The sequence below is a fragment of the Rhodococcus sp. BP22 genome, assembly GCF_014281965.1.
Taxonomy (GTDB): Bacteria; Actinomycetota; Actinomycetes; order Mycobacteriales; family Mycobacteriaceae; genus Rhodococcoides.
Window position 1 is genome coordinate 92,848 of the sequence record NZ_JACFTB010000009.1, and the last position, 23,767, is coordinate 116,614.

27 protein-coding genes and 1 pseudogene are annotated in these 23,767 nt (G+C 60.7%); 10 read left to right on the forward strand and 18 right to left on the reverse strand.

Going from position 1 to position 23,767, the window contains the following annotated elements; all coding sequences use genetic code 11:
* Positions 1-57 precede the first annotated feature (57 nt).
* Positions 58-1,122: an Rv1355c family protein gene (locus H2510_RS18685; RefSeq protein WP_261393044.1), complete on the forward strand. Its 1,065-nt coding sequence runs from the start codon at positions 58-60 to the stop codon at positions 1,120-1,122.
* Between the two features lie 65 nt (positions 1,123-1,187).
* Here H2510_RS18685 and H2510_RS18690 read toward each other — a convergent pair whose 3' ends face one another.
* On the reverse strand, positions 1,188-1,418 hold the full coding sequence (locus H2510_RS18690) for a CDGSH iron-sulfur domain-containing protein (protein ID WP_186629781.1): 231 nt from the start codon (positions 1,416-1,418) through the stop codon (positions 1,188-1,190).
* Between the two features lie 252 nt (positions 1,419-1,670).
* On the opposite strand from H2510_RS18690, the gene H2510_RS18695 reads away from it, so the two are divergent.
* Entirely contained in the window at positions 1,671-2,411 is a 741-nt protein-coding gene (locus H2510_RS18695; protein ID WP_186629782.1) for a VIT family protein, read from the forward strand.
* Between the two features lie 3 nt (positions 2,412-2,414).
* On the opposite strand, the gene H2510_RS18700 is transcribed toward H2510_RS18695, so the two are convergent.
* The 4 genes from H2510_RS18700 to H2510_RS18715 all read right to left on the reverse strand — a co-directional run bounded on the left by H2510_RS18700 (position 2,415) and on the right by H2510_RS18715 (position 5,306).
* Positions 2,415-2,810, reverse strand: coding sequence for a MerR family transcriptional regulator (locus H2510_RS18700; RefSeq protein WP_261393045.1), 396 nt, complete (start codon positions 2,808-2,810; stop codon positions 2,415-2,417).
* Positions 2,811-2,845: 35 nt separating this feature from the next.
* The gene (locus tag H2510_RS18705) at positions 2,846-4,354 is read right to left on the reverse strand and encodes a SulP family inorganic anion transporter (protein WP_186629783.1); all 1,509 of its coding nucleotides are present in this window, start codon (positions 4,352-4,354) and stop codon (positions 2,846-2,848) included.
* A 268-nt stretch (positions 4,355-4,622) separates the two neighbouring features.
* Complete coding sequence (locus H2510_RS18710) at positions 4,623-4,952, reverse strand: putative quinol monooxygenase (protein ID WP_186629784.1); 330 nt, start codon at positions 4,950-4,952, stop codon at positions 4,623-4,625.
* A 78-nt stretch (positions 4,953-5,030) separates the two neighbouring features.
* Positions 5,031-5,306, reverse strand: a complete 276-nt coding sequence (locus H2510_RS18715) for a YrhK family protein (protein ID WP_186629785.1) — start codon at positions 5,304-5,306, stop codon at positions 5,031-5,033.
* Positions 5,307-5,475: 169 nt separating this feature from the next.
* Between H2510_RS18715 and H2510_RS18720 the strand changes: the two genes are divergently transcribed.
* Positions 5,476-6,987, forward strand: coding sequence for an MFS transporter (locus H2510_RS18720; RefSeq protein ID WP_186629786.1), 1,512 nt, complete (start codon positions 5,476-5,478; stop codon positions 6,985-6,987).
* A complete protein-coding gene (locus tag H2510_RS18725; RefSeq protein WP_186629787.1) occupies positions 6,984-7,592 on the forward strand; it encodes a TetR/AcrR family transcriptional regulator in 609 nt (202 codons plus the stop codon). The genes H2510_RS18720 and H2510_RS18725 overlap by 4 nt, the downstream gene beginning before the upstream one ends.
* A gap of 30 nt (positions 7,593-7,622) precedes the next feature.
* Here H2510_RS18725 and H2510_RS18730 read toward each other — a convergent pair whose 3' ends face one another.
* The 3 genes from H2510_RS18730 to H2510_RS18740 all read right to left on the reverse strand — a co-directional run bounded on the left by H2510_RS18730 (position 7,623) and on the right by H2510_RS18740 (position 9,996).
* Positions 7,623-8,804, reverse strand: coding sequence for a zinc-dependent alcohol dehydrogenase (locus H2510_RS18730; RefSeq protein ID WP_186629788.1), 1,182 nt, complete (start codon positions 8,802-8,804; stop codon positions 7,623-7,625).
* 315 nt (positions 8,805-9,119) lie between these two features.
* Positions 9,120-9,263, reverse strand: a complete 144-nt coding sequence (locus tag H2510_RS18735) for a hypothetical protein (RefSeq protein WP_186629789.1) — start codon at positions 9,261-9,263, stop codon at positions 9,120-9,122.
* 46 nt (positions 9,264-9,309) lie between these two features.
* Positions 9,310-9,996, reverse strand: a complete 687-nt coding sequence (locus tag H2510_RS18740; RefSeq protein ID WP_315901437.1) for a HemK2/MTQ2 family protein methyltransferase — start codon at positions 9,994-9,996, stop codon at positions 9,310-9,312.
* A 126-nt stretch (positions 9,997-10,122) separates the two neighbouring features.
* Here H2510_RS18740 and H2510_RS18745 point away from each other — a divergent pair, with 126 nt between their 5' ends.
* Positions 10,123-10,563, forward strand: coding sequence for an SRPBCC family protein (locus tag H2510_RS18745; RefSeq protein WP_186629791.1), 441 nt, complete (start codon positions 10,123-10,125; stop codon positions 10,561-10,563).
* A 38-nt stretch (positions 10,564-10,601) separates the two neighbouring features.
* Here the strand turns inward: H2510_RS18745 and H2510_RS18750 are convergent, their stop codons facing one another.
* Complete coding sequence (locus H2510_RS18750; RefSeq protein WP_186629792.1) at positions 10,602-11,477, reverse strand: cytochrome c biogenesis CcdA family protein; 876 nt, start codon at positions 11,475-11,477, stop codon at positions 10,602-10,604.
* A 6-nt stretch (positions 11,478-11,483) separates the two neighbouring features.
* Positions 11,484-12,200, reverse strand: coding sequence for a thioredoxin domain-containing protein (locus tag H2510_RS18755; protein ID WP_186629793.1), 717 nt, complete (start codon positions 12,198-12,200; stop codon positions 11,484-11,486).
* 104 nt (positions 12,201-12,304) lie between these two features.
* Between H2510_RS18755 and H2510_RS18760 the strand changes: the two genes are divergently transcribed.
* The gene (locus tag H2510_RS18760) at positions 12,305-12,823 is read left to right on the forward strand and encodes a hypothetical protein (RefSeq protein ID WP_261393046.1); all 519 of its coding nucleotides are present in this window, start codon (positions 12,305-12,307) and stop codon (positions 12,821-12,823) included.
* Positions 12,824-13,220: 397 nt separating this feature from the next.
* A pseudogene (locus tag H2510_RS18765) lies at positions 13,221-13,927 on the forward strand (class I SAM-dependent methyltransferase).
* A 14-nt stretch (positions 13,928-13,941) separates the two neighbouring features.
* On the opposite strand, the gene H2510_RS18770 reads toward H2510_RS18765, so the two are convergent.
* Positions 13,942-15,402 carry an FAD-dependent oxidoreductase gene (locus H2510_RS18770; protein ID WP_315901443.1) on the reverse strand — a complete coding sequence of 487 codons (1,461 nt, stop codon included), beginning with the start codon at positions 15,400-15,402 and terminating at the stop codon, positions 13,942-13,944.
* A 254-nt stretch (positions 15,403-15,656) separates the two neighbouring features.
* Here H2510_RS18770 and H2510_RS18775 point away from each other — a divergent pair, with 254 nt between their 5' ends.
* Complete coding sequence (locus tag H2510_RS18775) at positions 15,657-16,730, forward strand: alkene reductase (protein ID WP_186629795.1); 1,074 nt, start codon at positions 15,657-15,659, stop codon at positions 16,728-16,730.
* 89 nt (positions 16,731-16,819) lie between these two features.
* Here H2510_RS18775 and H2510_RS18780 read toward each other — a convergent pair whose 3' ends face one another.
* From H2510_RS18780 to H2510_RS18790, 3 genes are all read right to left on the reverse strand, one after another.
* The gene (locus H2510_RS18780; RefSeq protein WP_186629796.1) at positions 16,820-17,611 is read right to left on the reverse strand and encodes an SDR family oxidoreductase; all 792 of its coding nucleotides are present in this window, start codon (positions 17,609-17,611) and stop codon (positions 16,820-16,822) included.
* A complete protein-coding gene (locus tag H2510_RS18785) occupies positions 17,584-18,054 on the reverse strand; it encodes a nuclear transport factor 2 family protein (protein ID WP_186629797.1) in 471 nt (156 codons plus the stop codon). The genes H2510_RS18780 and H2510_RS18785 overlap by 28 nt, the downstream gene beginning before the upstream one ends.
* 168 nt (positions 18,055-18,222) lie before the next feature.
* Positions 18,223-18,642, reverse strand: coding sequence for a hypothetical protein (locus H2510_RS18790; RefSeq protein WP_186629798.1), 420 nt, complete (start codon positions 18,640-18,642; stop codon positions 18,223-18,225).
* A 156-nt stretch (positions 18,643-18,798) separates the two neighbouring features.
* On the opposite strand from H2510_RS18790, the gene H2510_RS18795 reads away from it, so the two are divergent.
* Entirely contained in the window at positions 18,799-19,605 is an 807-nt protein-coding gene (locus H2510_RS18795; RefSeq protein WP_186629799.1) for a crotonase/enoyl-CoA hydratase family protein, read from the forward strand.
* Positions 19,606-19,628: 23 nt separating this feature from the next.
* Here H2510_RS18795 and H2510_RS18800 read toward each other — a convergent pair whose 3' ends face one another.
* From H2510_RS18800 to H2510_RS18810, 3 genes are all read right to left on the reverse strand, one after another.
* On the reverse strand, positions 19,629-19,895 hold the full coding sequence (locus H2510_RS18800) for a GlsB/YeaQ/YmgE family stress response membrane protein (protein ID WP_186629800.1): 267 nt from the start codon (positions 19,893-19,895) through the stop codon (positions 19,629-19,631).
* 148 nt (positions 19,896-20,043) lie between these two features.
* Entirely contained in the window at positions 20,044-20,676 is a 633-nt protein-coding gene (locus H2510_RS18805) for a class I SAM-dependent methyltransferase (RefSeq protein WP_186629801.1), read from the reverse strand.
* Between the two features lie 93 nt (positions 20,677-20,769).
* Positions 20,770-22,416, reverse strand: coding sequence for a DASS family sodium-coupled anion symporter (locus tag H2510_RS18810; RefSeq protein WP_186629802.1), 1,647 nt, complete (start codon positions 22,414-22,416; stop codon positions 20,770-20,772).
* 137 nt (positions 22,417-22,553) lie between these two features.
* On the opposite strand from H2510_RS18810, the gene H2510_RS18815 reads away from it, so the two are divergent.
* The gene (locus H2510_RS18815; protein ID WP_186629803.1) at positions 22,554-22,979 is read left to right on the forward strand and encodes a hypothetical protein; all 426 of its coding nucleotides are present in this window, start codon (positions 22,554-22,556) and stop codon (positions 22,977-22,979) included.
* Between the two features lie 67 nt (positions 22,980-23,046).
* Here H2510_RS18815 and H2510_RS18820 read toward each other — a convergent pair whose 3' ends face one another.
* Positions 23,047-23,727 (reverse strand): response regulator transcription factor, encoded by a 681-nt coding sequence (locus tag H2510_RS18820; RefSeq protein WP_186629804.1) that lies wholly within the window; start codon positions 23,725-23,727, stop codon positions 23,047-23,049.
* Positions 23,728-23,767 lie beyond the last annotated feature (40 nt).

The window sequence follows — 23,767 nt, forward strand, 5'->3', positions numbered from 1 at the left end:
CGATTTCGCAGTCGTATCGGACCTCAGTGAACACTGAGCGCACCTGGATCGGTTATCTTGACGACAGCGGAGCACCTGCTCGAGCGTCCGAACGAGAAGAGTGAGAGCCACGTGTCAGAACATCGGATACTGAATTCGGCCCTCGAGAGCGATATAGCGACCGTCGAGGAACTAGCGGCCCTACCCGGAATGCGGATTCTCGATGCATCACAAAACCAACTCGAATCGTTGATGGGTCTTTTGCCGAGCCCATCGGCAGAGGTCCTCGACGAGCCACAACGGTGGATTCACTATCCGTGGAGAAACTCCCTTGTGAAGCTTCTCGGGCCGAAAGGCTTTCGGACTCTGAGACTGGACCGAAACAGAAACAAAATCACCCTCTCCGAGCAGGAGCGGATGACCGAACTGCGCGTCGGAGTCGTCGGGCTCAGCGTGGGGCATGCCGTGGCGCACACCATCGCTATCGAAGGGCTGTGCGGTGAGCTCAGACTCGCCGATTTCGACGTCCTGGACCTGTCCAATCTCAACAGAGTCCCGGCATCGGTGTTCGACCTCGACATCAACAAGACCACGGTCGCGGCACGCCGAATCGCCGAACTCGATCCATACCTGACAGTGGTTACGCACCCCGAAGGTCTGATCGCCTCCAGTATGGACACGTTCATGGACGGACTCGATATCGTCATCGACGAATGCGATTCGCTCGACGCGAAGTTGACTCTCCGTGAGGCCGCCAGAAGTCGAGGCATACCAGTTTTGATGGAGACCAGCGACGGCGGAATACTCGATGTCGAGCGATTCGATCTCGAACCGACCAGACCGTTGCTACACGGCCTCCTCGGAGATCTCGATGCCCGCTCCCTGGCTGACATCACGCCGGAGCAGAAAGCACCGATGGCTGCGCGGATTCTCGACCCCACGAAACTGACTCCCCGGATGCTCGCTTCGCTACCGGAAATCGGAGTGTCGCTGTCCACTTGGCCCCAACTCGGCAGCGATGTCGCACTCGGCGGCGCCTCGGTTGCGGCAGTTGTGCGCGCTTTCGGATTGGGCACGCCGCCGCCGTCGGGAAGGGTGCGAATCAATTTGGAGACGCACATCTCGGCAATCGTCGACTTTTGACGGTGGTCTTCAAAAGTTCGGGCAGTGCTTCGACGGCCCGCCTCGGTGTCAAGCGGCGAGCCGGTCTACTCGACGGCGTCGTCGACGGCTCGACCGATCGTCGCTGCGGGTGTCCGCTCTCGGCGAGCACGGTGGCTGGTGTCGCAGAACGGATAGATCTTGCTCCGCTTACACATGCAGAGCGCGACGACACTGCGATCCGATACAACCTGGGATCCGTCGGGCATGGTGATCTCCACCGGACCGTCCACAAGCATGGGCCCGCGCTCCACCACGCGAATACGTGTACGTGACATAAGGTCCTTACCCGATCTACTCGACACCAGAGTGCGAACGACACACCTGACTGTGTGCTTTGCTTCCGCTGCAAAGCTGACAGTGGGGCAGTCCGGGGTTTACCCCGCAGCCTGCGCTTCGAATCATGAGTCCTCCTACTCCGAATGACAACACCGATGAGGCGAGGGGGGCACGGGCGACAGCCGCCAGACGGACTACGGGAAGCCTTACATTGCTGGCGCGCATCCGAGATCGAAACTAGCGTTTGCGCAATGAGCGAGTCGAACGGCTTAGGCGATGAGAAGTACGCAGCCCACCCTGGGGAACAGCACGACGACGGTCTGACGTCACGGCTCAATTGGCTGCGCGCGGGTGTGCTCGGCGCCAACGACGGAATCGTCTCCACGGCAGGACTCGTCGTCGGCGTTGCGGCACTTTCGTCCGAGCGGGGACCGATACTCGCCGCAGGCGTCGCCGGTCTTGTCGCAGGTGCCGTGTCGATGGCACTCGGCGAGTACGTGTCGGTGAGCACCCAACGGGACAGCGAAAGGTCCCTACTGGCCAAGGAGGAAATGGAGCTGCGTGATGATCCCGACGCGGAACTCGAAGAGCTGACCTCGATCTACGAAAGCAAGGGGCTCAGCCGGGCAACTGCCCTGACCGTCGCTCACGAACTCACCGAGCACGACGCTTTCGCAGCGCACGTCGACGCCGAACTCCATATCGACCCGGATAACCTGACCAGCCCGATTCAGGCGGCACTGTCGTCTGCTCTGTCCTTCACTTTGGGCGCAGCGTTGCCCCTCATTGCGATACTCGCGCCACCGGCATCAGCTCGAATTCCGGTGACCTTCGTGGCGGTTCTGTTGGCGCTGGCATTGACCGGCCAGGTCAGCGCGCGCCTGGGCGGTTCGAGGCCGGGCCCTGCAATGTGGCGCATCGTCATCGGCGGCGCGCTGGCCATGATCGTGACCTACCTGATCGGACAACTGTTGGGTGTTGCCGGAGTGTGACGATCAGGGCTGCGCAAGGAGTGCAGTGAATTCTTCGGCGTAAGCGAGCTGTGTTCGCAATTCAGCGCACGTGGTTTCGGCGCGACGATGGCATTCGTCGACGTATCGCTCGGCAGTTGCTCGTATCTCGTGGTCGGCGGATCCATCTGCTCGCGCGTCGAGAGCGGCAAGAAGTTCGCGCATCTCCCCCAGCGTGAATCCCAGTGGTTTCATGCGCCGTATGACGAGCAACCGCTGCACATCTGATTCGGTGTACAAGCGGAACCCGCCTCTACTTCGCGCCGACGGAGTCACCAAGCCCGCATCGTCGTAGTGACGAATCGTCTTGATGGACAGTTCGGTTCGCGCTGCGACGTTGCCGATCTGCATATGTGCCGCGTCGTCTTGGCGTTGAGGCATATCCGCATAGCTCCTTCTTTGCACGCGTGAACCCGTCAGTGCCCTGCGCCGAGATTCCCGCTCAGCAGCCCGAGTCGCTGTGCGCTGGCCTCGTTCAACCCGACGATGGTCGCGGTCTTCCCCTTGGCTGCGTATTTGGTGGTGATCGCATCGAGAGTCGCGACGGTCGACGCATCCCAGATGTGTGAGGACGACATGTCGATGACGATATTGGCAGGGTCACCGACGTAATCGAACTGATAGATCAAGTCGTTGCTGGAGGCGAAGAACAACTCACCATGCACTGCGTAGACGCGGGTGTCTGGGTCCGGGTGTGCCACATCGACGACCTCGGTCAGATGCGCGACGCGTCGCGCGAACAAGACCATCGCGGTCAGGACGCCGACCGCAACCCCGTAGGCGAGATTGTCGGTCGCAACGGTGACCGCGACCGTGGCGACCATGACGAGGGTTTCGCTCGTGGGCATCCGCCGCAACGTCGCTGGGGCGATGCTGTGCCAATCGAAGGTGCCGACCGAAACCATGATCATCACCGCCACCAACGCGGCCATCGGGATCAGTGAGACTATGTCGCCTAGACCGACGACGAGAATCAGCAAGAACACGCCTGCGAGGAACGTCGAGATCCGAGTTCGTGCGCCGGAGGTCTTGACGTTGATCATCGTCTGCCCGATCATCGCGCACCCCCCCATACCGCCGAAGAATCCGGTGACGATATTGGCGACACCCTGACCCCAGGACTCTCTGGTCTTGTTCGAGTGACTGTCGGTGATGTCGTCGACGAATTTCGCAGTCATCAGCGACTCGAGAAGACCGACGATGGCCATCGTGAAAGCGTACGGGGCGATGATCTTCAGCGTCTCGAACGTGACAGGGACGTCAGGAAGAAGTAGCGACGGCAAACTCGACGGAAGTTCCCCTTCGTCACCGACATTCGGAACGTTCAGCGCGAACACGATCGTCGCCGCCGTCAGCAACACGATCGCGACCAGCGGCGCAGGAACGATGGTGCTCAACTTGGGCAAGAACACCATTGCTACGATCCCGATCGCAACCATGGGGTACACCAGCCAGGGAACCCCGAGAAGGTGCGGAACCTGGGCGATGAAGATGAGTATCGCCAGCGCATTGACGAATCCCACCATGACGCTGCGTGGGATGAACCGCATCAATTTGGCGACCCCCACCACGCTGAGCAGGATCTGCAGCACCCCGGCGAGAATGACTGTCGCGATCAGATACTCGACGCCGTAGTCCCGCACCAATGGCGCGATGACCAAGGCCACTGCACCGGTGGCAGCCGAAATCATTGCAGGTCTGCCCCCTACGATCGAGATGGTCACCGCCATGGTGAACGACGCGAACAACCCGACACGCGGGTCGACGCCGGCAATGATCGAGAACGAGATCGCCTCTGGAATCAGAGCCAACGCCACCACCAGCCCGGCGAGAACCTCGATCCGTAACCGCCTCGGCGATCGCAGCGCAGACCACACCGTCCATTGCGGTTCGATCGTCTGAACTGCGGTGGCCGCGGAAGCCATATAAATGCTCCATTCTCTGTCGAGGAATGTGGGGGTGATCCGAAGATGCGAGGTGTTGAACACTCGTCGGTGTCGAGCGCAACCTCCCAGGACGGGCGACCCAGGAAAGCACTGTTCCCGAACCTACTCTCCCCTAGGGGTAGAGTTTCTCTTCGGAGCACCATTCCGTGACTCATCTCACGCAAAACGGAAATCAGAGAATTCGAGGCTTCGTAGCCGAATGCGCTGTCGGGGTCGAAACCATCACGAAACTCAACCGCCCCTGCGACTACTGAGCGTCGACCGACATTTCGCCCATCGCGCCCCAGCCGGAAGCATCCACGGTCTGGCTGACGATCTTGGGCGTCGACGCAAGAGCCCGCGGGAGTTCTTTCATTGCCTTCTTGAAGTGATCACTGTTGACGTGTGCACCGCCTGCTTCATCATCGCGGAAGGCTTCGAGCAATACATAGACGGATGGATCCTCGAGGCTCCGAGACCATTCGAACCATAAATTGCCTGCCTCGGCGCGGGTGTCTGCGGTGAACTCGGCTACATGCTCGGGCCAGCGCTCCGTCCACTCGGGCTTCGTCTCGAACTTCACGACAATGAAAATCACTGTTTTCTCCTTGCATTCCGGGACTCTCAGGACTTTGATCGCGTCGGCGCCGATCTCGCTCGACACCCCACGCTTCGGTCAGTAGTCGTCACTGGTGTCGGATACAGCAGTCCCCTGCCTGACCCGTTGGATGTGGATGCGTCGTGCGAGCCTGATCATCGGGCGAATCAAGAGCTCGACACTGCCGATCAAGAACAACCATGTGCCCGCGACTGCAGTCGTCTCGCCGAAGAACAAGACACTGCCCACGATGAACCAGACGGCAATCAGAATGTCGTTGACGATACTGACGACTTCCCATCGCTGACGTATCACCAACTCCTCGTGCCCGATGGTAAAGGTCAGTTCGCTCATCCGAGGCTCCCGCTGTTCGAGTGTGATGCCATAGGCAACTACCCGTAATCCGCGCCTCGAACACACAATGCAACCGAATCCGAAAGCCACAGGCCCAGCTGACTCGTGTCACGGTCGGATAGATGACTTCGGTCCGGACCGAGCGCCGACCTCGGTATAACATCAAGCGATGACATCGATTGATGACAAACCGGAGGATCAGCTCGCACCCCCCCGCGGGTTCGTACCGGTCCTGGCCGCAATTTGTACCGTCGTCGCCATCGTCAGCAGCGTCGGCGCCCCATTGATCCCAACCGTTGCCGACGCATACTCGGTTTCGTTCACAAGTGCCCAGTGGACGCTGACGATAACGATGCTGGTGGGTGCGGTTACCGTTCCGGTCCTCGGCCGTCTCGGAGACGGTCCCCACCGACGACCCGTGATCATCGGAGCGCTGTCGGTCGTATTCATCGGTTGTGTCCTGGCGGCGATCCCCAGCAACCTCGCACTCTTGCTCGTCGGGCGTGGCCTCCAAGGTGTCGGGCTGGGGCTCGCGCCGCTCGCGATGGCGGTAGCGCGCGATCACCTGACACCGGCCGAGGCCAAACGTACCGTTGCGGCATTGTCGGTGACCGCGGTAGCGGGCATTGGTCTCGGCTACCCCCTGACTGGCGTTATTGCCCACCTCTGGGGTTACCACGCGTGCTTCGTTGTCGCCTCTGCGGCTTCGCTCGCAGTGTTGGTCGGTGCCATCACGTCGGTACCTTCCAGTCGGCACGTACCGCGCAAGCCGCTCGATATCGTCGGTGCGGTACTCCTCGGAATCGGCCTGACTCTGTTACTGATTGCGCTCACCTCCGGCAGCCACTGGGGTTGGACTTCGTTCCAGACGATCGGATGTGCAGCGGTGGGCCTCGCAGTCGTCGTGGGCTGGACTTTCCACGAGCTGCGGACTCGATTCCCGCTCGTGGAATTGCGGCTGTTGTCCAAACCTGCGGTCCTGACTGCCGATGTCACCGGACTTTTCGCCGGTATCGGAATGTTCGTTCTGTCATCGGCGGTCATCCGCTTCGTACAGACACCGTCCGACACTGGTTACGGACTCGGTCGGTCGGCGATGGTGGCAGGCCTCGTACTCGTGCCGTTCTCGTTGACGAGCGTGTTCGCGAACAGACTTCTTCCCCTGGCCGAACGGTGGATCAGCAGATCGATGATCATGCCGATCGGTGCGATGGCCTTCGCCGGCGCGCTCACGCTGTTCCTGATCGGTCGAGACGAACTATGGGTCGTGTTCGTACTCATGGGGGTAGCCGGCCTCGGGATCGGGTTCACCTTCGCCGCGATGCCGGCATTCATCGTCAGCGCGGTCCCACCACACGAAACAGGGAGCGCACTAGGAGTCAATCAAGTAGCACGCACGGTCGGCGGTGCGGTGGGCAGCGCTTTGAGCGCCACCGTGCTTGCAATTTACACATCCCCAGGCCAGACGTTCCCGGATAGCGCCGGCTACACCGCAACCGCCATCGTCGGTATCGGCCTATGGACGGGCACGGCAATCTTGGCTTTTGCACTATCCTATCGAGGCAGCCGCGCCGAAAAACTGCCTGCCAGACTGGTCGACGAGAGCATCGAGTCGGCCGCCACCGGCAGCTTCGCCTACGACATCGCCAGCCGCAGAGGACAGAGTGAGGATTCACGATGATCCAAACACGCCCGGTAGCCCGCGTTCGCGACTCAGACCGCACCAAGCAAGATCTTCTCGAAGCTGCAACCGAACTGTTCGGTGCGCGTGGATACGAGCGAACGACGATCCGGGAAATCGGCGAAAAGGCAGGCGCTGATCCTGCCTTGATCGCCCGCTATTTCGGTAGCAAAGCTGCCTTGTACATCCAAACCCTACCGACGGAAAACGAGAATCCGCACCTGTCGGACATGCTCGATCCCGCTCGGATCGAGGCAACTATTCGGCGTGTTCACCAGGTCGGTCCGAGCCCCGTGCTGCAAGCGGTCGTTCGCGCACACGACGATCCGGCGATTCAGACCGCAGCGACCGCTCGGATCGACTCCAAACTCACTGCGGGAATACAAGATCGGATGGAGGAGGCAGGTCTCGACTCCCCACGATTGAGAGCCCAGATGGCAGTGGCAGTGCTGGCGGGTATCGCATTGGGACGCGCAGCGGGAACCCTCGACGAGCTAGCGGGCGCAGAAGAGAACCAAGTCGTGCACTTGACTGTCCGGTTGTTGGAGTCTCTTTTGGACGAGGACAGCCTGAAACCAGACAACCCTTCGCCGTCTGAATTGTGACCGACGAAAGCTCTTCGCCCCCATACTCGCTCAGGGCTTCAAAATGACCTTGACCGCGCCGTCCTGCTTCTTCTGGAAAATCTCGTACGCGTGCGGGGCCTGCTCGAGGGGCAGAGTGTGGGTGGCGAACGAATCGACACCCAACGGATCGTCGTCACCGAGCAGAGGCATGATGTCCCCTACCCACCGCTTCACGTTGGCCTGGCCCATGCGCAGCTGAATTTGCTTGTCGAACATGGTCAGAAGAGGGAGCGGATCGGCAACCCCGCCGTAGACGCCGATCAGTGAGATGGTGCCGCCGCGACGAACAATGTCTATTGCGGAGTACACCGCGTCGAGTCTGTCGACTCCGGCCTTCTGCATCATGGGCTTACCGAGAAAGTCCGGTAGCAGACCGGTGAGCTGCTGCGCAGCCTTCGCCACAGGTGAACCATGTGCTTCCATCCCGACGGCGTCGATCACCGAGTCGGTCCCGCGTCCATCGGTGAGATCTCGGATCACGTCGCCGAGCTCCCCTGCGTGTTGGGCGAGATCGACCGTCCGGATTCCACGGGCTTGTGCGCGGGCAAGCCGCTCGGGAACTCGATCGACCGCAATGACGTCGAAGCCGAGGTGAGTTGCGATGCGGGCGGCCATATCTCCGATGGGGCCGAGACCGAGGACGGTCACCGAACCGCCCGGGGGGATGTCGGCGTACATAACGGACTGCCATGCTGTCGGAAGCACGTCCGAGAGGTATACGTACCGCGAATCTGCCGCTCCTGATGGAACTTTGATATGGGTGAACTGTGCCTGAGGAACGCGCAGATATTCGGCCTGTCCTCCTGGAACACTGCCGTACAGCTCGGAGAAACCGAACAGTGCCGCACCCATTCCCTGCTCGCGCACCTGGGTGGTCTCGCATTGTGTGTACAACGAGCGATCGCACATGAAACAGCTACCGCACGAGATCTGGAAAGGAATCACCACTCGATCGCCGACAGCGAGGTTGGTTACCTCTTTACCGACTTCACGAACAATGCCCATCGGCTCGTGACCCAAGATGTCTCCTGGATTCATGAAGGCGCCCAGCACTTCATACAAGTGCAGGTCAGAGCCGCAGATATTCGTCGAGGTGACCTCGATAACGGCGTCGGTGGGCTTTTCGATGATGGGGTCGGGAACCGTGTCGACGCGAACATCACGCTTACCGTGCCACGTAACTGCCTTCATGGGACTACTCCTTCACTTTTCATTGGAAGAGTTGGCCTTCGAGCGGCCAGACCGACTATCAGTTTCGTGCGGCGGGAGCGACAGGACTTTGATTCATCACTCGGTCCCACCAGCTGTCCAATGGGCTCGGATCGAGCCAGATCACGGACTCGATAGTTTCGTCGATTGACATTCGGACTCCAGACTATGGCTACTCGTACACTTCGAGGCGCCAATCTGCTTCAGTGCCACTGTCTCTGATACCCAAGGCCGTGAGTACGAAACACACGACGACGTGTTTCCGCAGCACTTGTCAGCGTCGCGGCGTCCCTGCGGTCAGCTGTCCTTGTCCTCGTTCTCGGCGACTTCCGGAGCTACTTCCCGAGTAGCCATTCCGCCGGTCTTACCTTCGTCCGTCGGCCCGGGCCGACCGCCTTTGGGCTCGGTGGACTCGGATTCGATGTCGTCGTCTCTTCTCATGTAGCACCGACTACCCCAGGTCGTGGTGAATCAACCGGGTGTCGAATCAGGAGTCGACTGGGCGACGACCTTCGATGACAATCAGGTTCTCGCTTCGACATCCCACCTCGATCAAGCCGGCCGCTTCCATCCACGCTGCGCGCTCGTGAAGCACTGGCCCGAAATCGATCGTTCGACGGCGTATCACCTCGGCATCGAGCCCGGTATCCCTTAGCCGGTCGAGAGATTCCTCTACCCCGCAGAGCTCGGACTGCACCATGATCACTGCTCCACCCGGCACCAGGAGATCGAACGCGTGCGCGCAGAGGAGATCCAACACGACTCGGCCGCGGTCTCCGGCGTCCCACGCACGGTGCAGACCCACCCCAACCGGAGGACGGGGTGAGGGTACGTACGGCGGATTGGAGACTATGACACCGAACTGCGCGTCCTGCTGCGCGTCGGAAAGCGTCCCCACGCGTGCGTCGACGTCGACGCCGTTCGCGTCGGCATTCGACAGTGCACAGGCCACGGCCCGGGCAGAAATGTCGTACGCAACTACCTCCCGGGCACCGCGTCGTGCAGCTTCGATCGCGGCGATTCCACTGCCAGTGCACAGGTCGAGAACCCGGGCGCCAGCGAGTCCGGAGTGCGCAGCAATCTCAGCACACAGGAGGTACGAATCTTCCTGAGGCGCATAAACTCCGTCGTCGACACTGATGGATGGAAACGAACGCTCTCGTGCAACGGTCACCGGCACCTCCGTATTGGTACTGGGGAGTGCCCCACCTTGTCTGCAGGCAAACCCCGTCCAGCAAGATGGACACCTTGCAGAGGTACCCATCGCCAGAGCGGCCGTATTCGGGTAGTGATATTAGGTATGACATCTGGGACACAACGAACCACTGACGCCGACGCCGACGCTGTCTGGTCGGTACTGGCCGACGGTTGGAAATACGCTATGTGGGTCGTGGGTGCATCCCGCATCCGCGCAGTCGACAGCACATGGCCGTCGCAAGGTTCATCGATCCATCACTCGGTGGGCCTGTGGCCGGCGGTACTGGACGACACCACTACCGTCCTCGACTCCTACCCCGGCCGGGAGCTCCAACTCCGGGCGCATGCCCTGCCGTTCGGGACCGCTCACATTACTGTTCGATTGCACCCGCAGGCGCGCGGTTGTCGAATCCAGATGATCGAACACGCTGCGAGCAAACCTTTCAGTCTGCTTCCGGACTCACTCCAGCACGCTGCGGTGCATCCTCGAAACTCGGAGGCCTTGCGCAGGTTGGCGCTGTTGGCCGAGCGCGCGACCTACTGACCGTGTTTGGAGGGGCGAATCACTACCGATTTTCTTCGTCACCGAATGCGGTCATCGTTCGATCCAACCGCTGGTTCGGGGGCATCATCGATGAAGCGGTCACGGCTGCGGATCAACCGAACTACCAAGACGACGATCACCGCGACCATCCCGAAGAGCAAGACCGCCACGTTCGACACCGAATCGGCGACATCTCCGATCCACACCTGTAGCGAATACTGACTATCGACACCCATCACACCGCCGATGTTGGCCGTTCCTTCGGTGACAAGGAACATCACTCCGATGGCAACGAAGAACAGCCCCGATACCAGCGATGTGGTGTGAGTGCGGAGCGGTCCGATACTGAGTTCTCTGCCACGTAGCCACGTTCGCGATCCGAGCGAAAATCGGTCCCAGACCAGAGCGAGCGCGAAGAGAGGCACAACCATCCCTGCTGCATACAGCGCCATCAACACGCCGCCGTAGATGGCCTGCCCTCCGGCCACGGCTACTGTCAGAACCGCGCCGAGCAACGGTCCGGAGCAGAAGCCCGCGAGCCCGTACACAGCGCCGAGTGCGAGCACCGACCCGTTGGACGATATATCGATGCGCGCGGCCGCCCGTTGCGCCGATCCCAGTGAAAAACCGCGACCGACGATGACCATTATCCCCAAAGCAATGATTACCAATCCCCCAACCAGCGTGGTGATCTCCCGATACCGGGTTAGTGCCGAACCGATGGCACCGACACCGGCTCCGAGTGGTACCAGTACTGCGGCCAGCCCTAAGTAGAAGACCCCAGTCCTTGCAGCGAGCTTGCCGGCCCCGTCGAAGGCGTATGCGAAGAACGATGGCAGCAGCAACGCCGAACAGGGGCTCACCAATGCCAGCAGGCCACCGAGAAATGCTCCGAGAAGTCCGATCTGTGACATCTGTGTCTATGCTCCCGCGGCGGTGTCGATCAGGTCCACGAACTCCGAGAGGGGTTGTGCTCCGAGAACCGGATCGCCGTTCACCGAGAACGCTGGCGTGGCTGGGATTCCCAACGATCGAGCCTCGTCGGAGTCAGCATTGATGGCGACGTCGAACTCCGTCCCGGTCGCGTCTGCGGTGAAGCGTGCCAGGTCTGGAATTCCGGCCTGCTGCGCAAAGGATTCGAGTGCGGTGATAGTGAGGTCCGCATGCCCGGTCGCGGGTGCATCGGCATAGACCGCATGAGTGAACTCCCAAAACTTCTCTTGTGCAGCGGCAGCGCGACCAGCACGGGCCGCATCGAAAGACTGCTTCCCGAAAATCGGAAGATCGCGCCACTCGATACGTAGCGTGCCGTCCTCGACATACCGATCGACCAGTTGCGGTTCGGTTTCAAGACTGAATTGCGCGCAGAACGGGCATCGAAAATCTGAGAACGCGACCATCACCACTGGAGCATCGATCGCACCCAAGGCCATCGGATCACTGGGAGTGCGTCGAGCGAGATCCCCGAGTGGTCCAGTCTCCGGCGCCGCGTTCGATCGCACGCTTTGCGCTGACTCCAACTGATCGTTGCCACGTGTGCCCGCTACGAGAACTCCGACGAGGACAGCGGCGACCAGCACTGCAATGCCGAGCAACCACGCATCTCTACGGCGAGTGGATCGGGATGTCGATGTCATGCATTGCCTTTCGTCAAACAGCGGTCCGGCTCGGATACCTATCCGGGTATACCCTCAGAGGGACACCATACCCATCAACTACAACCGGTAGGAGACGCCTCTACATGTCCGAGTCGATTACCCATGGCCTTCCCTCCAGCGGTATGGCAACTGCTTTTCCGAAGGACCCCGCCGGTCCGACGGGTGCCCGGAAATGGAGTATTCGGCTTGTGCACGGCGCACTCGCTGGAATGATCACCCTGGTTGTGGTTGGTATCCCCACCGACATCATCGATACTCCGGTGTTCGGTCGCGAAGTGCCGGTGCGAATATGGGAGCTTCCGGTGCTGCTCGCCACCGCACTGTTGACAGCCGCCTGGTTCGGTATCGACAAACCTGCATCCCAAGCCGACCGCACCAGCACTCCGGCCGCGCTCGCGGTCGTATCGACTTTCTTCGCAGTCGGCTGCCCGGTGTGCAACAAACTCGTACTACTCGCGCTCGGAACCTCGGGCGCGCTGGGATTGTGGGCACCGATACAGCCGATCCTTGCGGGCGTGTCGCTGACGATGCTCGCTGGTGCCGTCGTCTACCGATGGCGTAAACGTGACTGCACCGCCGCGTCCTGCGGTGCTCGGCAGTGAATTCGTCGGAGTGTTCGACACTGCGACCACGCCGAGTTCAGTGACCGTACCGATGCTCGGTGACGCTGAGACACCGCGTTCGAAGTGATGCCTCGTTTTCGACGTCCTCACACAGATCAGGGTCTGGGCACCGCCGCGGACTTCGGAAGGGTGAACCAATTCGGCATCCCGCGGCGCAGCGTTGCCGGCCCGTCGATGGTCAGGTCGCCGGACTCGAGCGTGTCTCGACAACCCCGGCTACAGCGAGTTGTTGGAGGCGTTTCGACAGCAGGGTGGGTGACATTCGGGTTAGTCCGCGTCGCACATAGTGTCCCCGGTACAGATCCTGTACTGGATAAGCGCAGCTCACATTCTTACTCTTCGACCCATAGCCAATCAACGTCGAAGGAGCGGGACAATGACCGACCCCACAGAATTTGTCGATGCCGACCGTGCGCTGAAGGCGGCGCACAGAACCATGTGGGGGCTGGGAAACTATCCTGCCGTCGCTGCCGAAGTAGTTCGAGAACTCGGGCCGACACTCGTGCGTGCGTGCGGGGTCGAGGCCGGTCAGCGAGTGCTCGACGTCGCAGCGGGATCAGGGTGACGCCGAGGCTCTTCCGTTCGCGGACAACGAGTTCGACATCGTAATGTCGTGTGTCGGCGTCATGTTCGCCCCGCATCATCAGCAGTCTGCGGACGAGCTCGTACGCGTCTGCCGGGACGGTGGAACGATCGGGCTCATCAATTGGACGCCAGACGGCTTCATCGGGAAGATTTTTTCGGCGATGAAGCCGTATGCCGCTCCCCCCACCTCCCGGCGCACAGCCGCCACCCTTGTGGGGCGACGAGCCGCACGTCCGCGGTCTGTTCGGAGTTCGGGTCCGCGAATTGACCGCTGAGGCGAGAACACTGACCGTCGACACGTTCGCCCGGCCGGAGGACTTCGTGCACTACTTCAAAAAGAACTACGGTCCGACGATCGCGGTGTACCGGCGGATCGCGGACGATCATGCCGCAATCGCAGTTCTGGACGGCTCACTGATCGAGCTGGCCGGCCAATTCTACGAAGGGAAAGCAATGAAATGGGAGTACCTGATCGTGACCGCGAAAGTCCGCCGCTGAGGAAATAGAATTCCTCAGCCTCCATTGGCCGCGCTTTGGCCGGCACGACGGCCGAAGAAGCTGCCGTCCCCGAGCGACGCCCCGCTGGCGTAACCGCCCGCGCAGACACCTGCGGTGCAGCGACCTGCAGCGAAAAGGCCAGGGATCGGTTCGCCGGAGACGTGGAGCACCTCGGAGGCTGTAGTCGTCCGCAGTCCGCCCAGGGTGAACCCGCCCGTCATGCCGCGGAGGTCGATCGCAGCAATCGGAGTGCCTATGGGCTTGACCCATTCGGTCTTCTTACCCAGTAAGGGATCCTCACCGTTCACGGCATGACGGTTGTACAGCTCGACTGTCGACTGCAGAGCGCCTGCAGGCAATCCCATGTCGGACTCCAGCTCTTCCACCGTCTCGGCGACCCAGGTGGGTTGGCGCCGAAGCTGCGGAGTCGAAGTCTGCGTAGTCAACGCGACCTCGTATGCGGCCTCGTCGATGACGAGGAACGCCTCGTTGTGATTTTCGAACAGAACAGCCTGTCCTACCCGGCCGGGGTAGGTGTCCTCGTTGATGAAACGCTGGCCACGTCCGTTGACCAATATTCCACGGATGAACATTTGTGGGTCACTGAAGAATGCGACCTCAGCGGCATCCATGTGCGCGAGGTCGGCACCGAGCGCCTGCGCCATTCGGATTGCGCGTCCATCGTGCTCTTCGATCGACGCGGCCGGACGATTGATCAACCTGGGTGCATACGACTCGACCATCGTCTTGTTGTAGGCAAAACTCCCGGTGGCCAGCACCACTCCGGTACGTGCGCGGATTGAAACGTTCTTGCCGTACTGCTTGGCTTGGACGCCGACAACCCGTCCGTCGGTATCGACGATCAGTGACTGAACCCGCATGTCGTACTCGGACCTGACTCCGAGTGCTGCAGCTCTGTCGGTCAGTGGCTTCATCAGCATGTATCCGCCGCCCTTTTCGGAGCTGACGTGCTTGTCTTTCATCTGGGGGACGTGCCCTCGCGGCGCCGGCGGAATGACGGAACTGAAAGGTGCCGCGTTTTCCCCTCCGGTGTACTGCAGACCGTCATCGTCTGGGGGCTCCCAGCCCGGTTCGCCCCAGAAACTCTCTTTGAACGGAACTCCGCAGTCATCGGCCAGCCAGTGATAGTGGTCGACGCTTTCCTCGCAATAGACGTCGATCTTGGCCTCGTCGACACCGGGCCCCAAGGCTGCCTTCATAAAGGCCTTCATGTTGTCGACGGTGTCGTCGAATCCGCAGGCCTTTTGCAACGGTGTACCGCCACCCATGTAGATGAAGCCACCGGCCATCGCGGCCGCGCCACCCCATCCACCGGTGCGCTCGAGCACCAGGACATCGGCACCTGCCTGTGCCGCTCCGACGGCGGCCGCGGCTCCGGCAACGCCGAATCCAGCGACAACAACGTCGGCTTCGTAATTCCATTCCGCCACCTGGGCTTCGGGGATGGGCTGGATCGGACTCTGGGTGTTCGATTCGGTGCTCGTCACGAGATTCAGTACAGTCGAAAGACCACTGGAAAGTGTGGAGCCTCCCGGTGACTGGGACTGTGCGCCAGGTTGGAGAGCTGACACCTCGGCAAATCGATTTCTCGATGCTGTTGAACGCGTGATGATCGTCTCGGATCGGAATAGCTCACCACCCTCGAAGGTTGGCGACTGTAAGTAAATGGAACTAAGAAGCAGTCTCGCCAACGAAAAGAGCCGAACCCGTGAAGTTGTTTTCCCCATTGACATTAGGTGAACTGAAGCTCGCTAACAGGCTGGTGATGGCTCCGCTGACCCGCGTGCGATCGGGACGAGACGGGATTCCCGGCCCCCTGGTGGTCGAGCATTACAAGCAGCGTTCCTCGCTCGGTCTCATCGTGACCGAGGGGACTTATCCGAGCCACGCAGGGCAGGGCTTCCCTGGTCAGCCCGGGCTCGTCACGCCCGAGCAGATCGCTGGATGGCGCAACGTTGCGGACGCAGTGCACTCCGAAGGTGGGCTGATCGTGTCCCAGATCATGCACGCCGGCCGGGTGACACACGAGGGAACGACCGGCGGCCGTGAGGTAGTGGGGCCGAGTGCCATTGCCATCGAAGGCGAAACCCGCACCTACGACGGCAAGAAGTCCTACCCTGTGCCGCGCGCACTGCGAACCGATGAACTGCCCTCGGTTATTGCGGAGTTCGTGCAAGCGTCGAAGAATGCGATCGCGGCTGGGATGGACGGCGTCGAGATTCACAGTGCAAATGGCTATTTGCTCCACGAGTTCCTGTCACCCGCGTCCAATCGACGTGACGATTCCTATGGCGGATCACCGGAGAACAGAACCCGCTTCGTAGCTGAAGTCGTCGAGGCAGTTGTCGAAGCAGTGGGCGCAGGCCGAGTCGGAATCCGTATCTCTCCCGAACACAACATCCAGGATGCCTACGAGAAGGACGCCGACGACGTGCGGGCGACCTACCTGGCGCTCATCGATCGGATTGCGCCCCTCGGTCTCTCGTATCTCAGTATCCTGCACAAGAATCCGGCCGGGGAACTCGTCCAGAGTCTGAAGCAGGCATTCGGTGGTCCGACGCTCGTCAACAGTGGATTCGGCGAGATCACCAGCCGTGATGAAGCGCTGTCCCTTTTGGCCGATGGTATCGGCGACGCCGTGGTTGTCGGACGGCCCGCCATCGCCAATCCTGATCTTGCATACCGTTGGCGGGAAAATCTGCCTTTGAATACCCCCAACCCGAGCACCTTCTATTCCGGTGGCGCAGAGGGTTACACGGACTACCCCGCATTGCAGCACTGACGCCACGTCGCTTACGGCCCGCACCCGAAGAATGGGTGCGGGCCTTTGCGTTTCAAGGCGGCGGGCTCAACGTAGGTTGAACACTGGCGTCACCAGCGGGACTGACCGCCGTCCAACGGGATGACAGCGCCGCTCAGATAGCGTGAGGAATCCGAGGCCAAAAAGGCAACTGCTTGACCGATGTCGCGTTCAGGATCGCCGATACGCCCCATTGGGATCGTCCGAACGAACTCTTCGGCTTCCTCCGGATTGTTTTCGATCCACCACTCGAGTGCTGGCGTAAGTGCATGCGGGGCAACGCAATGCGCACGGATTCCTTCATGTCCCCATTCACTGGAGGCGGTCCGAGTCAGCACCCGCATGGCTTCCTTGGTGGCGGCGTAGACCCCGAATCCTGATGTGTCCCAACGAACTGCAGACGAAGTGATCATCGTGATTATGACTCCCCCACCCCGCTCGACCATCGATGGGTGGACGGCTCGCATCAGACGCAGTACCGCACGTGGTCCTGTTCTCAGGGCGTAGTCGAAAAAGTCGTCGCCGGATTCGTCGAGGGGTACCGGGAAGGCGGAGTTCGCGTTGTTGACCAGAATGTCGACGCCCCCGAAGGTCTCCAATGCTGCGCTCACAGCAGCCTCGCAGGCACCGTCCGAGGCGATGTCCACCTCGTAGACTGCGACGTCTGCTGCCGAGGTCACCTGAGCAATCTCTTCGGCTACAGCCTCGAGTTTCGAGCGTGTACGGCCGACGAGGAAGCACTTAGCCCCCGCGCGCGCGAACTCCAGCGCGACGCCCCGTCCGATGCCCTGGCCGCCGCCGGTGATCAAAGCGACCTTGCCGGTGAGGTTTTCGGTCACAACTGTGTCCTTCCGTCCTGCCATGGATCTGCCGTCATCCGAAATCCGGGCAGACTTGTGAGCTCGTGTGTGAATTCGTAGGTTCGGGTGTATCCGGTGTGCGCTATGCGCCAACGACCGTCGTCGCCCCGCTGATAGCGGTCGTCGTAGAAGGCTGCACCTCTGAGTATGGCGCCATACTTGGGATGCATGACCATGTCGGACAGGTACCAGACCCCGCTGGCACTGTTCCCCTCGACGAGGATCTCAGGGTGGTCCACGCGATGCTCGGTAATGAGTCCCGGCACCATCGCCGAGCGCATGAAAGCAAGGACATCATCGCGTGAGGTAAACCGCAGGTGTTCACCGTATTCGGCAACGACATCCTCGGTGAGGGTCTCTGCGAATTCGTCCCACCTGCGGCAGTCGAGGGTCCGAAGGTACCGATATTTCAGTTGTTCGATTTCCGCGACGTCGTCACGCGTCACTAGATGCTCCTGTCGAGTGCTGGAGACCCAATGAGAACACGTTCTAGTGTGCGTTGAAGGTAGTTTCGGAACATTCCTGTCCGAAGTTCGTACGACGACCCGAAGCCACATTTCCTGGTTGAACAAGGGTTGGACACAACAGCGTCACCGACGACAGGGCGGTAGGGACTACCTACGCTTGGGGACGGCGGTGGACCACAGAGCCCAAGCCGCAAGAACCGGCTGAAACAGCAGTCTGATGAACCGTCGCCGATCGGTGTCCAAGCCGAATGCGTCCCGCTTGTTGCGGTACTGAGCGAGGTTTCCGGGGAACACTGCAACGAAGAAGGCCGCAAGGAGCCTGCCTATCCGAACCCGATCGCGCGGCAGCACTGCAAGCCCGACGCCGAGCATTATCTCGACACCACCGGAAGCCATGACGACGCCGTCGGGATCGAGGGGAATAGATCGTGGGACCTGAGCTTGGAAATCCTCGCGCGCCCAGAAGAGGTGGCTCAATCCGGCGAATACCAGCGCACCGGACAACGCGAATCGGGCTGCAGTACGTAGCGGAGTGGTGGGCGGCGCGGATGTGTCAATCGATGGCATCCCTCGTTTATACCCCTTCGAATACGACGCAATCGGTGCTCGAGCGGTCGAAGGGGCGCTGGCTTGCATGGGCCTTCCCGTCTTCGCCACACTTTGGTAGAGATCGAAACATCACTCCGTGTCGCCTGGACACACCCTCACCGAACGGAAACCCACATGCCCGCCTCGTCTCCCCTGCTCGTCAGCCGCTCCGACCACGTCGAGACGTGGACGTTGAACATGCCCGAGGTTCGGAACGCCATCTCCGATACATCGATGATCGATGCCCTGTGCGAACGTGTCGCCGCGGTCAACGCAGACCCTGACGTCAGAGCCATCGTGCTCACCGGCGCGGGCACCGCGTTTTCTGCTGGCGGCAATGTCAAAGACATGGTCGAGCGCACAAGCATGTTCGGGGGCAGCCCGCACACCATTTTCAACGGCTACCGCTCCGGCATCCAACGCATCCCGATGGCGCTCTACCACTGCGAGGTACCGGTTATCGCGGCTGTCAACGGACCCGCCGTCGGTGCAGGGTGCGATCTGGCGTTGATGTGCGACATGCGCATCGCCTCCACCAATGCATTCTTTGCGGAGAGCTTCGTACAGCTCGGCATCATCCCCGGTGACGGTGGCGCATGGCTGTTGACGAAGACAATCGGTCGGGCACGAACGGCGGAGATGGCAATGACCGGTGACCGAGTGCCTGCGGCGACCGCCCTCGAATGGGGACTGGTCAACTATGTGGTCGAACCAGAGGAGCTTCTGGAGAAGGCAACGGAGTTGGCCGCACGCGTGGCCAAGAACCCACCGCATTCGGTGCGAATGACAAAGCAACTGTTGCGGGAGTCCGAGCACCAGTCGCTCGAGTCGCTGCTGCAGCTATCAGCGGCCATGCAGGCCATAGCTCATCACACCGAAGACCACCAAGAGGCCATCACCGCGTTCGTCGAGAAGAGGCCAGGACAGTTTCGCGGAGCCTGACGCGTCGCTCGACTCTTTTCGCGCTACTGCGAGTTCGATCTCGCCGGGCTGAACCGCTGCCACAATGCCGTGACGAGCAATGCTCCAAGCAGTGATCCGATGATTCCGCTCGGCCTCAGCGATATTCCGTCGCCGGCAATCAAACTCACCACCAAGCCACCTACGAAGGAGCCCACAATGCCGGCGGTGAACGCCAGCGTCCAGTCCATGCCGGTCTTGGACCTTCCCAAGATCAACTGCGCGCCGGCGCCTATCAGAAGACCGAAGAGAATAATTCCTATGATCAGCACTGATGCGACCTAGCCTTTCAGAGTGCACGTTCGCTATCACGTGGGAGCACTAATTGTCAGGTCAGAGTATGCGAACCGACCCGAGATGTTCAGGTAATACGGTGGATGGCCGTAAGTTCGATGCGTGCCCTCGCTACGACGTCGGCACTCATATCCGTTGTGCCCGCAATCGTTCGACCAGACCGAGCGTGAACCGGTCTATTTCCTCGATGGTGAAGTTTCGGTTGCGGCTGACGGAGACGGAGGGTCGTCGGAGGAAGTGCTCACCCCCGATCGGGACGCTGATCAACTCGATGACTCGTTGAAGCCATCGAACGACCCGAATGGACGAAGACACATGGTCGGCCAGCAGTAATGTCCCTCCGGGTCGAAGGACTCGCGTCATCTCCGCCAGTGCCGCATCGGGATCAGGTATTGCGCAGAGGGAGAACGTGCAGACGACCGTATCGAAGGACGCGTCGTCGAAGGTCAGGGCCTGCGCGTCACCGAGCATCAGTTGCACTCCAGGCATGGCTTCCTTGGACTTGCTGCCTGCGCGAGCAAGCATCTCCGGGCTGAGTTCGATGCCGGTCAATTCGACGCCAGGTGGGTAGTGGTCCAGATTGAGGCCGGTACCGACGGCAATCTCGAGCACCCGACCTTCGGCTCGGGCGCATATCCACGCTCTGGTGTCTCGGAAAAGAACACGATCGAGGAATGTCATATGTTTGTCGTAATTGGCCGATTGCTTGTTCCAATATCGTTGCCACCGCTCGAGTCGGTGTGCCGAGTCCCCTGACATCACTCATACCTTTTCGTCGTATCGAACGTGTGTCTCTGACAGAGCTGATTCTCTGACGAAATCCCAGCATGCCATTTCAGACCGAGCAGGTCGTCACGACGCGATTCCCAACGACCAGGCAAAGACGGTATAGCTGGCGACGGTGATGAGAGCTATCGCGATGAGGTTGAGCCATAGGCCACCTCGCATCATCTGACCGATCGTGATGTAGCCACTCGCGTACGAGACGGCGTTCGGTGGTGTCGCCACCGGCAGCATGAACGCGCATGTTGCCGCGAGCGCGACCGGAATCGTCAGAAGCAGCACATCGAGATCCATGCCCATCGCCACACCGCCTGCCAACGGAAGAAATGTTGCCGCTGTCGCAGTATTGCTGGTGAGCTCGGTCAGGAAGATGGTCGCGGTCGTTGTCACGACGACCAACAGGATCACGGGGATCGTGTCGAGACCCGCTGCCACGCTACCGATCCAATCGGTCAGTCCGCTGGACTGAAACTGAGCCGATAGGGCGAGTCCACCGCCGAACAGCAGCAATACCCCCCACGGCAGTTTGATTGCCGTGTCCCAATCGATAAGTCGCACTCCGGCCTTACCTCCGCTAGGGAGTAAGAACAACGCAATGGCCGCGGTCATGGCGATGCCGGTATCGGAGATCGGTGGGTCATCGAAGATCAGCGGAACCGCGACCCAGGATGTAGCCGCTAGACAGAAGATGACAGCCACCCGGATCTCACCCTGTGACATCTTCCCCAGAGCATCGAGTTCTCCCCTGATGAGGCCCTTACCGCCGGGGATGTCGTCGATCTCGGGCTTGAACAAGACGTGGGTGAGCAAAAACCACGCGACTACCAGTAAAACGACGGCGAGTGGAACTCCGGCAACCATCCATTCGAAGAATCCGATGGTGATCCCCTCGCCCTCCAAATAACCCACGAGCAAGGTATTAGGGGGTGTACCGATGATCGTCCCCAAAGAGCCGATCGAAGCGGCGTAGGCGATGCCCAACATCAGGGCGGTCCCGAAATTGCTTTTGATCACCGCCTCCGTGACCGTCACGTCGGTCGGCAGGTCATCGGTCGACGCCGAATGTGCCTGCGCGGAAGGGTCCGTGCCAGCGTCTTCGGTGGCGTGCTCCACCCCCGCCTTCTTTCCGATGTCGAGCACCAGAACCAGAACCGAGACACCAATGGGGATCATCATGACCGCAGTGGCGGTATTCGAGACCCACATAGACAGAAAACCCGTCGCGATCATGAATCCGGCGATCACCATCGTCGGCTTGGTGCCCATGGCGTTGACAGTCAGCAATGCAATCCGACGGTGAAGGTTCCACCGTTGCATCGCAAGCGCCAGTAGGAAGCCACCCATGAACAAGAAAATGATGTTGTTGCCATATGACGCTCCCACGTCGTTGACGGCGACGTCGGGATCGAAGATCGGGAAAATTATGAGGGGCAACAGCGCAGTTGCGGGAATCGGGATGGCCTCCGTCATCCACCAGATACCCATCAGAACCGCTGTCCCGGCGGTCAACCGCGCAGCATGATCGACATCTGACGGCATGATCGCGTAGACGACCACGGCCAGCAGTACGCCGGCCGCGAGTCCGATCCATTGACGCTTCCGCCGGCCCGGCTTCACCTCTTCGGCGCGTTCACCGGCCGACTGCTGATCGACCTCTTCGAACCCGTCCACATCGGACTGGCGACCGGTCTGTTCATCTGGACCAAGCTGCGTCATGGGACCTCCTCATGATCTGCGTTTCGTCAGCTTAATGTTGCGAAGGCCGAATATGTCCGTTTCTCGACACCCACGGAACTCAGCCGGATCGACTGACGAGTGTCCGGGGAGTCTGATCTCGAAACGAGCGGCGTGAGGTGACGATCTGGAAGATGCTCGCGGTCTCTGCGTTGGTCGTACTCTCGCTTGTGTCGGTGTCGTATGTACGGGCGCTGATGGCACCGGGCCACGCGACGTGGAGCGACAAGACCTCGTCGTGGATCGGTGACCACGGCGGTGCCCCGGCCCTGAACCTCTACGAGAACTGGCGTTACGCGAGCCCACCCCCGGACACCCAACCCGATCTGACCCGACACGACTCGGCGACAGCACAATCGGACGGCAGTGTCACGTCGATCGGGACACTGCCGGTTCTGCCGGCGCACCTGCTCCGACCTGGATATCTGGACACGCTGGAGCCGACGGAGTACCACTCGCCTATACCTCAGTGTTTCAGCCGGATCCGGCTCATCGCAGTGCTGTGGCCGGAGTTGAGCGCTGGGCCTCCGCCGACTTCTCCATAACGACCCGAGCAGATGTGCAGACTGCGTCGATCACGTCGAGCGTGCGCTGACCCGCGGAGCACATCTCTCAGTCGCTGGAACCTGTTGCGAGTCGGTATCCGACCCCGCGTATCGTCTCGATACTCTTGCGTCCGAACGGCTGATCCACCTTCTTACGGAGGTAGCCGATATAAACCTCGACGATGTTCTCGTCCCCGTCGTAGTGCGCATCCCACACCGACCGGACGATCTCGGACTTGGTGACCACAACCCCACTGCGCCGCATCAGAAACTCGAGCACGCTGTACTCGCGTGGGGTGAGCGATAGTTCCGATCCCGCCCGCATGACGCGGTGCCGCGCCGGATCCAACTCCAAATCGCCGACGGTCAACACTGCAGGACGCTCCGGAGCACCTCGCCGCACCAGAGCCCGCAACCTGGCCACCAACACCACGAACGAAAACGGTTTGATCAGATAGTCATCGGCACCGAGATCGAACGCATCGGCCAGATCGTATTCACCGTCCTTCGCCGAAAGCATCAGGATCGGCGTCCACACACCCTGCGCCCGCAGATCCCGCACGATGTCGTAGCCATGCTTGCCCGGCAACATGATGTCGAGCACGAGAGCGTCGAATTCGCCGGAGACCGCGGTGTGGAACCCGTCGTCACCGTCGTGCTCGACCTCGACAGTGAACCCCTCGGCCACCAGACCGCGCCGCACCATCTCCGCCAAACGCACTTCGTCCTCGACCACCAGTACCCGCATCGACAACTCCATCTCTGTACGTCCGATGAATTACACCAGA

Bases quoted from the DNA above. Each gene is read 5' to 3' on its own strand.
- H2510_RS18810 (WP_186629802.1), bottom strand. From the start codon at position 22,416: ATGACGCAGCTTGGTCCAGATGAACAGACCGGTCGCCAGTCCGATGTG.
- H2510_RS18780 (WP_186629796.1), bottom strand. From the start codon at position 17,611: ATGGCAGGACGGAAGGACACAGTTGTGACCGAAAACCTCACCGGCAAG.
- H2510_RS18805 (WP_186629801.1), bottom strand. From the start codon at position 20,676: ATGTCAGGGGACTCGGCACACCGACTCGAGCGGTGGCAACGATATTGG.
- H2510_RS18690 (WP_186629781.1), bottom strand. From the start codon at position 1,418: ATGTCACGTACACGTATTCGCGTGGTGGAGCGCGGGCCCATGCTTGTG.
- H2510_RS18790 (WP_186629798.1), bottom strand. From the start codon at position 18,642: ATGCCATCGATTGACACATCCGCGCCGCCCACCACTCCGCTACGTACT.
- H2510_RS18745 (WP_186629791.1), top strand. From the start codon at position 10,123: ATGACATCTGGGACACAACGAACCACTGACGCCGACGCCGACGCTGTC.
- H2510_RS18730 (WP_186629788.1), bottom strand. From the start codon at position 8,804: ATGAAGGCAGTTACGTGGCACGGTAAGCGTGATGTTCGCGTCGACACG.
- H2510_RS18795 (WP_186629799.1), top strand. From the start codon at position 18,799: ATGCCCGCCTCGTCTCCCCTGCTCGTCAGCCGCTCCGACCACGTCGAG.
- H2510_RS18820 (WP_186629804.1), bottom strand. From the start codon at position 23,727: ATGCGGGTACTGGTGGTCGAGGACGAAGTGCGTTTGGCGGAGATGGTG.
- H2510_RS18755 (WP_186629793.1), bottom strand. From the start codon at position 12,200: ATGACATCGACATCCCGATCCACTCGCCGTAGAGATGCGTGGTTGCTC.
- H2510_RS18695 (WP_186629782.1), top strand. From the start codon at position 1,671: ATGAGCGAGTCGAACGGCTTAGGCGATGAGAAGTACGCAGCCCACCCT.
- H2510_RS18760 (WP_261393046.1), top strand. From the start codon at position 12,305: ATGTCCGAGTCGATTACCCATGGCCTTCCCTCCAGCGGTATGGCAACT.
- H2510_RS18705 (WP_186629783.1), bottom strand. From the start codon at position 4,354: ATGGCTTCCGCGGCCACCGCAGTTCAGACGATCGAACCGCAATGGACG.
- H2510_RS18715 (WP_186629785.1), bottom strand. From the start codon at position 5,306: ATGAGCGAACTGACCTTTACCATCGGGCACGAGGAGTTGGTGATACGT.
- H2510_RS18720 (WP_186629786.1), top strand. From the start codon at position 5,476: ATGACATCGATTGATGACAAACCGGAGGATCAGCTCGCACCCCCCCGC.
- H2510_RS18735 (WP_186629789.1), bottom strand. From the start codon at position 9,263: ATGAGAAGAGACGACGACATCGAATCCGAGTCCACCGAGCCCAAAGGC.
- H2510_RS18700 (WP_261393045.1), bottom strand. From the start codon at position 2,810: ATGCCTCAACGCCAAGACGACGCGGCACATATGCAGATCGGCAACGTC.
- H2510_RS18725 (WP_186629787.1), top strand. From the start codon at position 6,984: ATGATCCAAACACGCCCGGTAGCCCGCGTTCGCGACTCAGACCGCACC.
- H2510_RS18750 (WP_186629792.1), bottom strand. From the start codon at position 11,477: ATGTCACAGATCGGACTTCTCGGAGCATTTCTCGGTGGCCTGCTGGCA.